The 13,987-nt window shown below is 70.2% G+C and carries 16 protein-coding genes and 1 tRNA gene; 14 read left to right on the top strand and 3 right to left on the bottom strand.

The features are described from left to right. Positions 1-7 precede the first annotated feature (7 nt). From ACZ6EG_RS14895 to ACZ6EG_RS14870, 6 genes are all read left to right on the top strand, one after another. Positions 8-460, top strand: a complete 453-nt coding sequence (locus ACZ6EG_RS14895) for an FAS1-like dehydratase domain-containing protein (protein WP_469604678.1) — start codon at positions 8-10, stop codon at positions 458-460. Between the two features lie 7 nt (positions 461-467). After that, on the top strand, positions 468-896 hold the full coding sequence (locus ACZ6EG_RS14890; RefSeq protein WP_469604675.1) for a MaoC family dehydratase: 429 nt from the start codon (positions 468-470) through the stop codon (positions 894-896). Between the two features lie 200 nt (positions 897-1,096). After that, positions 1,097-1,669 carry a TetR/AcrR family transcriptional regulator gene (locus tag ACZ6EG_RS14885; RefSeq protein ID WP_391969976.1) on the top strand — a complete coding sequence of 191 codons (573 nt, stop codon included), beginning with the start codon at positions 1,097-1,099 and terminating at the stop codon, positions 1,667-1,669. A 105-nt stretch (positions 1,670-1,774) separates the two neighbouring features. Further along, positions 1,775-3,256 carry an MFS transporter gene (locus ACZ6EG_RS14880; protein ID WP_469604671.1) on the top strand — a complete coding sequence of 494 codons (1,482 nt, stop codon included), beginning with the start codon at positions 1,775-1,777 and terminating at the stop codon, positions 3,254-3,256. 33 nt (positions 3,257-3,289) lie between these two features. Beyond that, a complete protein-coding gene (locus tag ACZ6EG_RS14875; RefSeq protein ID WP_391969974.1) occupies positions 3,290-3,670 on the top strand; it encodes a DUF3291 domain-containing protein in 381 nt (126 codons plus the stop codon). A 93-nt stretch (positions 3,671-3,763) separates the two neighbouring features. Continuing rightward, positions 3,764-4,819 carry a UDP-N-acetylmuramate dehydrogenase gene (locus ACZ6EG_RS14870; RefSeq protein ID WP_469604668.1) on the top strand — a complete coding sequence of 352 codons (1,056 nt, stop codon included), beginning with the start codon at positions 3,764-3,766 and terminating at the stop codon, positions 4,817-4,819. Positions 4,820-4,856: 37 nt separating this feature from the next. Here ACZ6EG_RS14870 and ACZ6EG_RS14865 read toward each other — a convergent pair whose 3' ends face one another. The 3 genes from ACZ6EG_RS14865 to ACZ6EG_RS14855 form a co-directional block, all read right to left on the bottom strand. Beyond that, the gene (locus ACZ6EG_RS14865) at positions 4,857-5,489 is read right to left on the bottom strand and encodes an NAD(P)-dependent oxidoreductase (protein ID WP_469604665.1); all 633 of its coding nucleotides are present in this window, start codon (positions 5,487-5,489) and stop codon (positions 4,857-4,859) included. A 172-nt stretch (positions 5,490-5,661) separates the two neighbouring features. Beyond that, a complete protein-coding gene (locus tag ACZ6EG_RS14860; protein ID WP_469604662.1) occupies positions 5,662-6,726 on the bottom strand; it encodes an adenosine deaminase in 1,065 nt (354 codons plus the stop codon). A 122-nt stretch (positions 6,727-6,848) separates the two neighbouring features. Next, positions 6,849-8,075 carry a pyridoxal phosphate-dependent aminotransferase gene (locus tag ACZ6EG_RS14855; protein WP_391969970.1) on the bottom strand — a complete coding sequence of 409 codons (1,227 nt, stop codon included), beginning with the start codon at positions 8,073-8,075 and terminating at the stop codon, positions 6,849-6,851. Positions 8,076-8,290: 215 nt separating this feature from the next. Here ACZ6EG_RS14855 and ACZ6EG_RS14850 point away from each other — a divergent pair. The 8 genes from ACZ6EG_RS14850 to rplJ all read left to right on the top strand — a co-directional run bounded on the left by ACZ6EG_RS14850 (position 8,291) and on the right by rplJ (position 13,892). Next, positions 8,291-8,363 (top strand) — tRNA-Trp (locus tag ACZ6EG_RS14850). Between the two features lie 108 nt (positions 8,364-8,471). Next, complete coding sequence (gene secE, locus ACZ6EG_RS14845; protein WP_356601704.1) at positions 8,472-8,753, top strand: preprotein translocase subunit SecE; 282 nt, start codon at positions 8,472-8,474, stop codon at positions 8,751-8,753. Positions 8,754-8,833: 80 nt separating this feature from the next. After that, complete coding sequence (nusG, locus tag ACZ6EG_RS14840) at positions 8,834-9,691, top strand: transcription termination/antitermination protein NusG (RefSeq protein WP_391969969.1); 858 nt, start codon at positions 8,834-8,836, stop codon at positions 9,689-9,691. A 183-nt stretch (positions 9,692-9,874) separates the two neighbouring features. Further along, positions 9,875-10,309 carry a 50S ribosomal protein L11 gene (gene rplK / locus ACZ6EG_RS14835; RefSeq protein WP_073725164.1) on the top strand — a complete coding sequence of 145 codons (435 nt, stop codon included), beginning with the start codon at positions 9,875-9,877 and terminating at the stop codon, positions 10,307-10,309. Between the two features lie 84 nt (positions 10,310-10,393). Continuing rightward, a complete protein-coding gene (gene rplA / locus ACZ6EG_RS14830) occupies positions 10,394-11,119 on the top strand; it encodes a 50S ribosomal protein L1 (protein WP_383641619.1) in 726 nt (241 codons plus the stop codon). A 142-nt stretch (positions 11,120-11,261) separates the two neighbouring features. Next, positions 11,262-12,068 (top strand): SCO4651 family lipoprotein, encoded by an 807-nt coding sequence (locus ACZ6EG_RS14825; protein ID WP_391969968.1) that lies wholly within the window; start codon positions 11,262-11,264, stop codon positions 12,066-12,068. A 149-nt stretch (positions 12,069-12,217) separates the two neighbouring features. Next, the gene (locus tag ACZ6EG_RS14820) at positions 12,218-13,060 is read left to right on the top strand and encodes an SCO4651 family lipoprotein (protein ID WP_469604654.1); all 843 of its coding nucleotides are present in this window, start codon (positions 12,218-12,220) and stop codon (positions 13,058-13,060) included. Between the two features lie 301 nt (positions 13,061-13,361). Further along, positions 13,362-13,892, top strand: a complete 531-nt coding sequence (gene rplJ, locus ACZ6EG_RS14815) for a 50S ribosomal protein L10 (RefSeq protein ID WP_356601713.1) — start codon at positions 13,362-13,364, stop codon at positions 13,890-13,892. Positions 13,893-13,987: the final 95 nt, after the last annotated feature.

Raw genomic sequence — 13,987 nt, 5'->3', positions numbered from 1 at the left:
GCCACCCGTGGCGCTCGACCAGACGTTCGTGGGGCGGACGTATCCGCCGACCGCGCCCTATGAAGTGGGCCGGGAGAAGATCCGCGAGTTCGCGGAAGCGGTGGGGGAGACGAACCCGGCGTACACGGACACGGAGGCCGCGAAGGCCCTCGGTCACCCGGACGTGATCGCTCCGCCGACGTTCGTGTTCTCGATCACGTTCAAGGCGGCGGGGCAGGTCGTCGAGGACCCGCAGTTGGGCCTGGACTACAGCCGGGTGGTGCACGGCGACCAGAAGTTCGCCTACGTCCGTCCGGTGCGGGCCGGTGACCGGCTGACGGTCACCTCGACCATCGAGGCGGTCAAGTCGATGGCGGGCAACGACATCCTGGACATCCGTGGTGAGGTGCACGACGAGGCCGGCGAGCACGTCGTGACCGCCTGGACCAAGCTCGTGGCCCGCGCGGCCGAGGAGGCGTGAGCATCCCATGACGGCGAAGGTCGCCTACAGCGACGTCGAGGTCGGCACCGAACTGCCCCCGCGGAGCTTCCCCGTGGACCGCGCCACGCTGGTGCGGTACGCGGGTGCCTCGGGCGACTTCAACCCGATCCACTGGAACGAGCGGTTCGCCAGGGAGGTCGGTCTGCCGGACGTCATCGCGCACGGCATGTTCACGATGGCCCAGGCGATCCGCGTGGTCACCGACTGGACCGGTGATCCGGGGGCGGTCGTCGAGTACGGCGTCCGCTTCACCCGGCCCGTCGTCGTCCCCGACGACGGCCAGGGCGCCGTGATCGAGGTCAGCGGCAAGGTCGCGGCCAAGCTCGACGACCACACCGTCCGCGTCGACCTCACCGCCACCAGCGGCGGCCAGAAGGTCCTCGGCATGTCCCGAGCCGTCGTACGCCTGGGCTGAGGCGCTCCGGTCCGGTGTGACCTGACCGCCGTCCCGCCTGACCGCCGTCCCGCCGGACCGCCAAGGTAAGGGGCGTTCTCCGTAGAGATCGCCCCTTACTGAGAGCGCCTCTTACGGAGAGCGCCCCCTACTGACGCGGAGAGCACCCTCCGCCGACGGCGCCTTGACGAAGTTAGTGATTGAGTACTAACTTCGTTCCCATGGTCAGGATGAGTGCGGAGGAGCGGCGCGAGAGCGTCATCCGGGCGGCGACGACCGAGTTCGCCCAGGGCGGCTTCTACGGCACCTCCACGGAGGTCATCGCCAAGCGGGTGGGGGTGTCCCAGCCGTACCTCTTCCGGCTCTTCCCGGGGAAGAAGGCGATCTTCCTGGCGGTGGCGGAGCGCTGCCTGGAGGACACGCGCAAGGTCTTCGTGGAGGCCTCCGACGGCCTGCACGGCGAAGAGGCCCTGCACGCCATGGCCGAGGCCTACATGCAGCTGATCGCCGATCACCCCGAGAAGCTCCAGATGCAGTTGCAGGTGTACGTCGCGGTCGCCGCCGCCGAGGCGGCCGGTGACCACGAGTTCGGCAAGATGGTGCGCAAGGGCTGGCTCGAACTCTGGGACGCCGTGCACCTGCCTCTGGGCGGGGACGTCTCCGAGACGACGACCTTCATGGCGTACGGCATGCTCATCAACGCGCTGGCCGGGATGGGCTTCCCGCCGGGGCACCGGATCTGGGACGGCTTCTACCTCTCGGCGCGCCTCAAAGAGGGCCGGGAAGACACGTAGGAGCGGTCGAAGGCGTGCGGGAGCGCGCTCTCGTGCGGCAGCGAAAGTTAGTCATCGATTACTAACCAAACGGCAAGCAAGCAGTGCACACCCTCTGGGGGAGAGATGTCACAGCACGGCACGCAACGCGGCTCACGCGGCGGGGGAGCGGTCTGGGCCCTCGTCATCACCAGCATCGCCGGTTTCATGGCGGCCCTGGACAACCTCGTCGTCACCACCGCCCTGCCCTCCATCCGTGAGGACCTGGGCGGGGCGATGCACGACCTCGAATGGACCGTCAGCGCCTATACGCTCACCTTCGCCGTCCTCCTGATGTTCGGCGCGGCCCTCGGTGACCGCTTCGGCCGCCGCCGCCTCTTCGTCGTCGGACTCACCGTCTTCACCGGCGCCTCCGCCGCCGCGGCCATGGCGCCCGGCCTCGACTCCCTGATCGCCGCCCGCGCGGTCCAGGGCGTCGGCGCGGCGATCATGATGCCGCTGACGCTGACCCTGCTCACGGCCGCCGTGCCCGCCGAGCGGCGCGGGATGGCGTACGGCATCTGGGGGGCGGTCAACGGGTTGGCCGTGGCCTCCGGTCCCCTGGTCGGCGGCAGCCTCACCGAGTACGTCTCCTGGCAGTGGATCTTCTGGCTGAACGTGCCGCTGGGCCTCGCGCTGCTGCCGCTCGCCCGCCTCCGCCTCAACGAGTCGTACGGGAACGGCGCACCGCTCGACCTCCCCGGCACCCTGCTCGCCAGCGGCGGACTCTTCGGCATCGTCTACGGCCTGGTCCGTGGGCCCGTCGACGGCTGGACCGGCCCGGTGGTGCTGACGGCGCTGTTCGCCGGGGCCGCGCTGCTCGTCGGGTTCGTCCACCACGGGATCCGCGCCCGGAACCCCATGCTCCCGATGCGCCTCTTCCGCTCCCGCGCCTTCTCCGGCATCAACGCGGCGAGCCTGCTCATGTTCCTCGGGATGTTCGGCTCGATCTTCCTGCTCAGTCAGTACATGCAGAACGTGCTCGGCTACTCGCCGACCGAGGCGGGCCTGCGCATGCTGCCCTGGACCGGCATGCCGATGCTGGTCGCGCCGATCGCCGGCATCCTCTCGGACCGCGTCGGAGGGCGCCCGGTCGTCGCCGCCGGGCTCTTCTTCCAGGCGGCCGGCCTCGGCCACCTCGCCTACGTGGTCACCACCGACGCCTCCTACGGCAGCCAGTTGCCCGGCCTCATCATGAGCGGCATCGGCATGGCCCTGTACTTCGCCCCCGCCTCCGCGCTCGTGATGTCCAGTGTCACCGCGAAGGAACAGGGCATCGCCTCCGGCGCCAACAACGCCCTGCGCGAGGTGGGCGGAGCGCTCGGCATCGCGGTCATGGCATCGATCTTCTCGGCCCAGGGCGGCTACGAGACCCCGCAGGCCTTCGTCGACGGACTGCGGCCCGCGGTCGCGGCGGGCGCAGGGATCGTGGCCCTGGGAGGCGTCGCGGCCCTGTTCGTCCCGGGGCGCCGCCGCGGTGGTGACCCGGGCACGGCCGAGGTGGGGACGGGGCCCGTACCCGCGGCTGAGTCGGCGCTGGCCGGCACCGGACACACGGCGTCCCGCTGACGTCCACGAGCGACGGAACCGAAAGGAGCCGACATGCCCACCCTTCCCTGGACCACGCCCCACCGGCCGCCGCGGGCCACCGAGGTCCACGTCTTCGCCTCCCGTTTCGAGACCCGCACCCTCTGGGGGGCGCTGAAGTTCCTGGCGGCCACGCCGCGCGTGTGGCGCCAGGTCAGAAGCGCGCCCGGAGCGTACGGGGCCTCCCTGAAGGCGGAGCCCTTCCGGCGGACCTTCTGGACCCTGTCCGCCTGGGAGTCGCCCGAGGCGCTCAAGGCCTTCGCCCGCTCGGGCACCCACGCGCCGACCGCCCGAGGCCTGTCCGCACAGATGCGGGACGCCGAGTTCGCCACCTGGTCCGCGTCCAGCGACGACCTGCCGGTGAGCTGGGAGGAGGTCCGACGGCGCCTGACATGAGCACCCAGGACGAGAGAGGGGACGCCCCGGCCGACCGGCCGGGGCGTTTCCCGCTGCCCGGGGCTGTCGGTGCCGTCTCGTAGTCTTGAGCGCGTGCAGGAACTCCATGACGCCCCCCTCGCCCCGCTGACCACCTTCCGGCTGGGAGGACCGGCGACCCGGCTGGTCACCGCTACCACCGACGCCGAGGTGATCGCCGCCGTCCGCGAGGCCGACGACAACGGCACGCCGCTGCTGCTCATCGGCGGCGGCTCCAACCTGGTCATCGGCGACAAGGGCTTCGACGGCACCGCCCTGCACCTCGCCACCCGCGGCCTCACCCTCGACGGGACGACGCTGGAGCTGGCGGCCGGCGAGATCTGGACCGACGCCGTCGCCCGCACCGTCGAGGCCGGACTCGCGGGCGTGGAGTGCCTGGCCGGCATCCCCGGCTCGGCCGGCGCCACCCCCATCCAGAACGTCGGGGCGTACGGCCAGGAGGTCTCCTCCACGATCACCGAGGTCACCGCGTACGACCGCCGCTCCCGCCGGACGGTCACCCTCACCAACGCCGACTGCGCCTTCTCCTACCGGCACAGCCGCTTCAAGGCCGAGCCCGAGCGGTATGTCGTCCTGCGCGTCCGCTTCGCCCTGGAGGACGCCGACGGTCTCTCCGCGCCCCTGCGCTACGCGGAGACGGCCCGCGCCCTGGGCGTCGAGCCCGGTGACCGGGTGCCGCTGGCCACCGCGCGCGAGACCGTGCTGAAGCTGCGCGCGGGCAAGGGCATGGTCCTGGACCCGGAGGACCACGACACCTGGTCGGCGGGGTCGTTCTTCACCAACCCGATCCTCACGGACGAGGAGTTCGTGGCCTTCCGCGCGCGCGTGGACGAGCGCCTCGGCGACGGCGTCGAGCCGCCCGCCTTCCCCGCGGGCGAGGGCCGCATCAAGACGTCCGCCGCCTGGCTGATCGACAAGGCCGGCTTCACCAAGGGGTACGGCAGCGGACCCGCCCGCATCTCCACCAAGCACACCCTCGCCCTCACCAACCGGGGCGAGGCGACCACGGAGGATCTGCTCGCCCTGGCCCGCGAGGTCGTCGCCGGCGTCCGCGAGGCCTTCGGGATCACGCTGGTCAACGAACCGGTGACGGTCGGCGTCAGCCTCTAGCCGAAGCCGAAGCCGAAGCCGAAGCCGAAGCCGGGCGTCAGTAGGAGATCCCCACGCCCTGCCGTACCGTCCCCGGGTCGCCGGTCATCGCGAGCATCGCGTGGGCCACCTCGGCACGCCCGAGGAAGCGCCCCTTGGCCGGGAAACCGCCGACCACCGTCCGGTACCGGCCGGTCAGCGGCCTGTCCTGCAGCCGGGGCGGCCGGACCACCGTCCAGTCCGTGTCACTGCGCGCCAGGTCGTCCTCCATGACGCGCAGGTCGGCGTAGACGTCCTTGAAGACCGTGGAGATCACGCCCCGCACCCCTCGGTCCAGCAGCCCCTCGTCCGCAGCCCGGGGGCCCACCGGCATGGCACTGACCACCAGCACCCTGCGCACGTCCTCCGCCTCCATCGCGCCGACCACCGTGCGGGTCAGCCGCGCCACCACACCGGCATCGGCACGGCGACGGGGGCCCAGCGCGGACAGCACGGCGTCCCGCCCGGCCACGGCAGTCCGCACCGAAGCGAGGTCGTCCAGATCGGCGCGGACCACCTCCAGACGCTCGCCGCTCCCGGGCAGCCGCGCGGGGTCGCGCACGACGGCCGTGACGTGGTGCCCGGCGTCGAGGGCCTGCCGGACGACCTCCCGGCCGGTGCCTCCGGTGGCACCGAAGACGGTGAGCTTCATGGCGTACTCCATTCCGCGCGGCGGCGTCCGGGGCAGGGGGCGCCGGCCGATGAGCGCTGACCCATCGGCGCACCACCTCCCACGTTTCAAGGCCCATTCAAGGGAGTGGGCACTCACCCGCCGGTCGAGTCCGCCTCGAGCGCGGCACCGTCCGCCGGGCCACAGCCCCTCGTCAGTGCCGGCCCCGGGACGTCGGCGCGACGCCATCGACGGCCAGCCAGTCGTCGATCCCCGACAGCAGCTTTCGCCGCACGTCCTCCGGCGCGGCCGATCCCCGCACCGACTGCCGGGCGAGCTCCGCCAGCTCCGCGTCCGTGAAACCGTGGTGCTCGCGGGCGATCTCGTACTGGGCGGCCAGCCGCGCCCCGAACAGCAGCGGGTCGTCCGCGCCCAGCGCCATCGGCACCCCCGCCGCGAACAGCGTGCGCAGCGGCACGTCCTCCGGCTTCTCGTACACGCCGAGCGCGACGTTCGACGCCGGACACACCTCGCACGTCACCTGCCGGTCCGCCAGCCGCTTCAGCAGCCGCGGATCCTCCGCCGCCCGCACCCCGTGCCCGATCCGGTCGGCCTCCAGGTCGTCCAGGCAGTCCCGCACGGACGCCGGACCGGTCAGCTCGCCGCCGTGCGGAGCCGACAGCAGCCCGCCCTCCCGGGCGATCGCGAACGCCCGGTCGAAGTCCCGGGCCATGCCCCGCCGCTCGTCGTTGGAGAGCCCGAAACCGACGACCCCCCGGTCCCCGTACCGCACCGCCAGCCGGGCCAGGGTCCGCGCGTCCAGCGGATGCTTCATCCGGTTCGCGGCGACCAGCACCCGCATGCCGATCCCGGTGTCCCGCACGGCCGTCTCCACCGCGTCCAGGATGATCTCCAGCGCCGGGATCAGCCCGCCCAGCCGCGGCGCGTACGACGTCGGGTCCACCTGGATCTCCAGCCACCCCGACCCGTCCCGCAGGTCCTCCTCCGCGGCCTCCCGCACCAGTCGCTGGATGTCCTCCGGCTCCTGCAGACACGACCGCGCCGCGTCGTACAGCCGCTGGAAGCGGAACCAGCCCCGCTCGTCCGTCGCCCGCAGTTTCGGCGACTCCCCGCGGCCCAGCGACTCGGTCAGCGTCTCGGGCAGACGCACGCCGTGCTTGTCGGCCAGTTCCAGCAGGGTCGCGGGCCGCATCGACCCGGTGAAGTGCAGGTGGAGATGGGCCTTCGGCAGTTCAGAGACATCACGTACACGCTCCATTCCGTGATCCTGCCGCACGACACGCCCGACCCGACAGCACTTTCCCCGTACGTGGTCTTGCTCGCACAAACAAACAGGGCACCCCGTGATGCCACGGGGTGCCCTGCGGGAAGCGGGGGAGGTCAGTCCCTGGCCTCCGCCAGCAGCTTCTGGATCCGGCTCACGCCCTCGACGAGGTCCTCGTCACCGAGCGCGTACGAGAGCCGCAGGTACCCGGGCGTGCCGAAGGCCTCGCCCGGCACCACCGCGACCTCGGCCTCCTCCAGGATCAGCGCGGCCAGCTCGACGGAGTCCTGCGGACGCTTGCCGCGGATCTCCTTGCCGAGGAGCGCCTTCACCGACGGGTAGGCGTAGAACGCGCCCTTCGGCTCCGGGCACAGCACGCCGTCGATGTCGTTGAGCATCCGCACGATGGTCTGGCGGCGCCGGTCGAAGGCCTCCCGCATCTTCGCCACCGCGTCCAGGTCACCGGAGACCGCGGCCAGCGCCGCAGCCTGGGCCACGTTGGACACGTTGGACGTGGCGTGCGACTGGAGGTTCGTCGCGGCCTTGACGACGTCCTTCGGGCCGATGACCCACCCGACCCGCCAGCCGGTCATCGCGTACGTCTTCGCGACGCCGTTGACCACGATGCACTTGTCGCGCAGCTCGGGCAGCAGGGCCGGCAGGGAGACGGAGAAGGCGTCGCCGTACACGAGGTGCTCGTAGATCTCGTCCGTCAGCACCCACAGGCCGTGCTCGACGGCCCACTGGCCGATGGCTGCGGTCTCGGCCTCGGAGTACACCGAGCCCGTCGGGTTCGACGGGGACACGAAGAGGACCACCTTCGTCTTCTCCGTGCGCGCCGCCTCCAGCTGCTCCACGCTCACCCGGTAACCGGTGGTCTCGTCGGCGACGACCTCGACGGGCACACCGCCGGCCAGCCGGATCGACTCCGGGTACGTGGTCCAGTACGGCGCCGGGACGATGACCTCGTCGCCCGGGTCGAGGATCGCGGCGAACGCCTCGTAGATGGCCTGCTTTCCGCCGTTGGTGACGAGGATCTGCGAGGGGTCGACCTCGTAGCCGGAGTCGCGCAGCGTCTTCGCGGCGATCGCGGCCTTCAGCTCGGGCAGACCGCCGGCCGGCGTGTAGCGGTGGAACTTCGGGTTCTTGCAGGCCTCGATCGCGGCCTCGACGATGTAGTCCGGCGTCGGGAAGTCGGGTTCGCCTGCGCCGAAGCCGATCACCGGACGCCCGGCGGCCTTGAGGGCCTTGGCCTTGGCGTCCACGGCGAGGGTGGCGGACTCGGAGATCGAGCCGACTCGGGCGGAGACCCGGCGCTCGGTGGGTGGGGTTGCAGCGCTCATGGCCCCATCGTTCCAGACCGGAAACCTCCCCGGCACAGGGGTTTCACGGACTGAACAGGACCGGGTCCCGCCCTGAACATCAGTCCGGGCGTGCTTTCTGTTCGACGCCCGGCCCGTGAACACGTACACTCTCACCTCGTTGGCCTTCACCGGCCCGCAGTCACTCGGTGCACACCAAGCATCCGGGCGAATGCGGTACGTTGGGGGGCACACAAAGGGTCGTAGCTCAATTGGTAGAGCACTGGTCTCCAAAACCAGCGGTTGGGGGTTCAAGTCCCTCCGGCCCTGCTACACACACCTTCGCCAGGATGTGTGCGCATGTACGTACAGCAATGCACCGCCGTGCGGCTCAGACCGGGCGCGGCACGGCCACGACCCGGAATCAGGTGAGGACGAGTGACGGACGCCGTGGGCTCCATCGACATGCCTGATGCCCAGGACGAGGCGCCGGACAAGAAGTCCCGCAAGGGCGGCAAGCGTGCCAAGAAGGGCCCCCTGAAGCGCCTCGCCCTCTTCTACCGCCAGATCGTCGCAGAGCTCCGCAAGGTCGTCTGGCCGACTCGCAACCAGCTGACGACGTACACCACCGTGGTGATCATCTTCGTGGTCATCATGATCGGCCTGGTGACTCTGATTGACTATGGCTTCTCTCACGCCGCCAAGTACGTCTTCGGCTGAGTCGAGAGCGAAGGGCGCCGAGGTACCCGGCGCCCCTTTCGCGTGTTCCACCCCTATGTATCCAGGAAGAAGCAGCCACAGTGTCTGACCCGAACGTGAACGACGCCATCGAGCCGGTCGAGTCCGTCGAGGACGAGCTCGGCACCGTCGAGGGCGCCGACAACGAGGACACCGAGGTCTCCGCCGAGACCGAGGCTGCCGACGACGCCGTCGTCGCGGACGAGACCGACGAGGACGTCGCGGACGAGACCGCCGAGGACGAGGCCGCGGAGGACGAGACCGCCGAGCCGGCGGACGAGGCCGCGGAGCCCGAGCCCGAGCTCGACCCGATCGAGGCGCTCCGCCAGGAGCTGCGCGTCCTCCCCGGCGAGTGGTACGTCATCCACACCTACGCCGGTTACGAGAACCGCGTGAAGACCAACCTCGAGCAGCGCGCCGTCTCGCTGAACGTCGAGGACTACATCTTCCAGGCCGAGGTGCCGCAGGAAGAGGTCGTCCAGATCAAGAACGGCGACCGCAAGACGATCCGCCAGAACAAGCTGCCGGGTTACGTCCTGGTCCGCATGGACCTGACCAACGAGTCCTGGGGTGTCGTCCGCAACACCCCCGGCGTCACCGGCTTCGTCGGCAACGCCTACGACCCGTACCCGCTGACGCTGGACGAGATCGTCAAGATGCTCGCCCCCGAGGCCGAGGAGAAGGCCGCCCGCGAGGCCGCCGAGGCCGAGGGCAAGCCCGCTCCGCAGCGCAAGGTCGAGGTCCAGGTCCTGGACTTCGAGGTGGGCGACTCGGTCACCGTCACCGACGGCCCGTTCGCGACGCTGCAGGCCACGATCAACGAGATCAACGCCGACTCGAAGAAGGTCAAGGGCCTCGTCGAGATCTTCGGCCGCGAGACCCCGGTCGAGCTGAGCTTCGACCAGATCCAGAAGAACTAGCACCGCACACCGGTCGTTCTCTGGTCGCAACTGCTTCCGAGCCGGTCAGGCGGGCGTTCGCGCCCTGCCTGACCTGCTCGGTTTTTGGCCGCGCATCTATACCCGTTATCGTTGTGCGGTATGCCTGTGTCCGGGTCGCCCCCGGATGCCGGCAGGACCCGAATCGAAAGGACCCGGAGAGCTATGCCTCCCAAGAAGAAGAAGGTCACGGGGCTCATCAAGCTCCAGATCCAGGCCGGTGCCGCGAACCCGGCCCCGCCGGTCGGCCCCGCGCTGGGTCAGCACGGCGTCAACATCATGGAGTTCTGCAAGGCCTACAACGCCGCGACCGAGTCGCAGCGTGGCTGGGTCATCCCGGTGGAGATCACGGTCTACGAGGACCGCTCCTTCACCTTCATCACGAAGACCCCGCCGGCCGCGAAGATGATCCTCAAGGCCGCGGGCGTGGAGAAGGGCTCCGGCGAGCCGCACAAGACCAAGGTCGCGAAGATCACCCGCGAGCAGGTCCGTGAGATCGCCACCACGAAGATGCCCGACCTCAACGCCAACGACCTGGACCAGGCGGAGAAGATCATCGCCGGTACCGCGCGCTCCATGGGCGTCACGGTCGAGGGCTGACCTCCACCCCCGTAAACCAGCAGTAGTAGTGGCAGGGCCTGCTCGGCCCGGACCACGACTCCTCAGTAGCCAACAGGAGCAGTAGTGAGCAAGCGCAGCAAGTCTCTCCGCGCTGCGGACGAGAAGATCGACCGGGACAAGCTCTACGCCCCGCTCGAGGCCGTCCGTCTCGCCAAGGAGACCTCCACGACCAAGTTCGACAGCACCGTCGAGGTCGCCTTCCGCCTGGGTGTCGACCCGCGCAAGGCCGACCAGATGGTCCGTGGCACCGTGAACCTCCCGCACGGCACCGGTAAGACCGCCCGGGTCCTGGTCTTCGCGACCGGTGACCGTGCCGAGGCCGCGCGTGCCGCGGGCGCCGACATCGTCGGCGCCGACGAACTGATCGACGAGGTGTCGAAGGGCCGTCTGGACTTCGACGCCGTCGTCGCCACCCCGGACCTCATGGGCAAGGTCGGCCGCCTCGGCCGCGTCCTCGGCCCGCGTGGTCTGATGCCGAACCCGAAGACCGGCACCGTGACCCCGGACGTGGCCAAGGCCGTGACCGAGATCAAGGGCGGCAAGATCGAGTTCCGCGTCGACAAGCACTCGAACCTGCACTTCATCATCGGCAAGACGTCGTTCGACGACACCAAGCTGGTGGAGAACTACGGCGCGGCGCTGGAGGAAGTCCTCCGTCTGAAGCCGTCCGCCGCCAAGGGCCGGTACATCCGGAAGGCCGCCATCAGCACCACGATGGGCCCCGGCATCCCGCTGGACTCCAACCGCACCCGCAACCTCCTCGTCGAGGAGGACCCGGCGGCGGTCTGAGCCGACGGCTCACCCCCCAAGGGTTCACGGGCCCCGCACCTTCCGAGGTGCGGGGCCCGTTCCGCTTTTCCGGTACGGACACCGGCCCGCTGGGCTAGCGTGCGGGCAGCGAACTCGCATACGGCGCACAGGGGTGGGGCGGATGACGCGCACGACGGCACGCCGTACGGTCCTCCGGGTCGCGGTGGCGACCGTGTTGGTCTCCGTCACCGCCTGCACCTCCGCCGCCGGGTCCGCGCCCTCCACCGACGCCGCCCGCGCCACCGACCCGACGACCCGGCCCCTGCGCGCCGTGGAGCGGGCCACCGGACGGGCCGGCTCGGCCAGGGTCGAGTCCACGACCGTCATCGGCGGGGAACTGTCCCTGAAGGCCGCCGGCACCCTCGGCTGGCGCGACGGCCTCACCGGCACCCTGACGATCACGTACACGGGCGGCACGACCGCCGAGACGATGCGCCGGCTCGGCACCACCGCGCTGGAGGCCCGCTACCTGCCCGACGCGTACTACGCCAGGCTCGGCGACCGGTTCGCCGACCGGGTGGGCGGCCGGCACTGGATCAAGTACGCCTACGCGGATCTGGACGCCCTCGGTGGAGACGCGGGCGGCGGCTTCGCGGACCAGCTGCGCGAGACCACCCCGCACCTGGCGGTGCAGGCCCTGCTGGCGGCCGAGGACGTGCGCGAGGTCGGTGCGGAGACGACCCGCGGCCGGCACACCACGCACTGGACCGGCACGGTCGGCGGCGCCACCGCCCGCACCGTCGACATCTGGGTGGACGACCGGGACCTGCTGGTCAAGAAGGTCGAGCGGGGCCGGACGGAAACCGGGAAGCTGACCCAGACCGCGTACTACAGCGACTACGGCACAGGCGCCGTCCCGAAGCGCCCGCCGGCCGCGGACACGGCGGACTTCAGGGAACTGCTGAAGACGCGGGGCGACGGCTCCTGACCGGACGCCGGCCGCCGTACTCCCGCGGAACCGCCCCCGCATAAATCACAAGATCGTTCGAACCATCTCCGATACGCTCGCGTCCTTGCTGTGAAGAAGCAGTGCGCAGTCCGTGTGCCCTGCGAAGCGTGTTTCCGTGGGGGGAACTCATGAAGACGTCCGTACGCGTGCCCGTGGGCGCCGGTCTGACCGCTCTGCTGCTCGCCGCCGGCGCGGTGGGCTGTTCCGACGGGGGCGAGGAGTCCCCGAAGATGACGCCGGCCGCGGCCGTCGCCAAGGCGGCGAAGAACACGGAGGAGATCAAGTCCCTCCGCTACCGCATGACCGGGCGGGCTCCCGAGGAGGGCCGGGTCGAGGCCGAGGCCCAGATGCAGCTGGAGCCCACGCTCGCGATGAGCATGAAGATGACGGCGCTCGACCAGGGCGCTGACGCCAAGGCGGAGATCCGGCTCGTCGACAAGGCCATGTACATCGGCGGCGGCGCCGAGGCCGCCAAGGAGATGGACGGCAAGAGCTGGATGAAGTTCGACCTGGCCGCGCTCGGCGCCGACAAGGAGCTGAACCAGCTGGGCGGCGCCTCCCAGGCCGACAAGAACCCGGCGACCGAGTCCACCTTCCTCACCGGCGCCGACGACGTGGAGAAGGTCGGCACCGAGACCGTCGACGGCGTGGAGACCACCCACTACAAGGGCACGCTCAATCTCGCCGACCTGGAGAAGTCCCTCGAGGGCGAGGACAAGGAGACCCGCGACAAGCGCCGCAAGAGCGTCGAGCAGTACGAGCAGATGGGCGTCGACAAGCTCACGATGGACGTGTGGATCGACGGCGACGACCACACCAAGCAGTTCCGCATGCGCGGCAAGGCCGACAAGGGTCCGCTGGACATGACGATCACCTTCCTCGGCTTCAACGAGCCCGTGAAGGTCTCCGCTCCGCCCGCCAAGGACACCGTCGACCTGGCCGAGATGATGAAGGAGTCCCAGACGGGCTGAGCGCCCCCGGGTCGCCGTAAGGGCGGATTTGCTTGACACTGCCCCGTTCCCGTACGCTTCACCAGAAGCCAAAGACCGCTGGTCGTTGCCGTGTGCTCCTCGGAGGGCACGGTGGCCGAAGGATCCGCTGAACTGCGGACGACCCGCGCAGGTGACTGTGGATGAGCTCCCGGACCTCACGCCCCATGGGTGTGCCGACGGTCGAGCCACGCCCCGTGCGCCTGCGCCGGGGCGTTTCGTTTTCTCCAGTCCTCCTTCGGGTCCGCGCGGTCCGAATCACCCGGAAGGAGGCCGAGGCTCTATGGCGACGCCCGACAAGGCTGCCGCGGTTGCCGAGCTGACGGACAAGTTCCGCAGCTCCAACGCCGCCGTGCTGACCGAGTACCGCGGTCTCACCGTGGCGCAGCTCAAGACGCTGCGCCGGTCGCTCGGTGAGAACGCCCAGTACGCCGTGGTGAAGAACACGCTGACCAAGATTGCGGCCAATGAGGCCGGGATCACGACGCTGGACGACCAGTTCAATGGTCCGACGGCTGTCGCCTTCATCACCGGTGACCCGGTGGTGTCGGCGAAGGGTCTGCGCGACTTCGCCAAGGACAACCCCAACCTCGTCATCAAGGGCGGTGTCCTTGACGGCAAGGCGCTGTCCGCCGACGAGATCAAGAAGCTTGCGGACCTCGAGTCCCGCGAGGTTCTGCTCTCCAAGCTGGCCGGTGCCATGAAGGGCAAGCAGTCGCAGGCTGCCTCTGTCTTCCAGGCGCTGCCGTCGAAGCTCGTCCGCACCGTGGACGCGCTCCGTGCCAAGCAGGACGAGCAGGGCGGTGCCGAGTAATTCGGCTCGCTTTCTGATCCGGGCCGCCTGAGCGCGGCGCGGATCGCAGCGGGCCCGACGTACGCCCGCCTCACCCCGTACATCCGGCACCTGCC

Source organism: Streptomyces sp. NPDC041968 (assembly GCF_055589025.1).
Note: the sequence above shows the minus strand (reverse complement) of the source record. Positions and strands in the feature narration are given on the sequence as shown.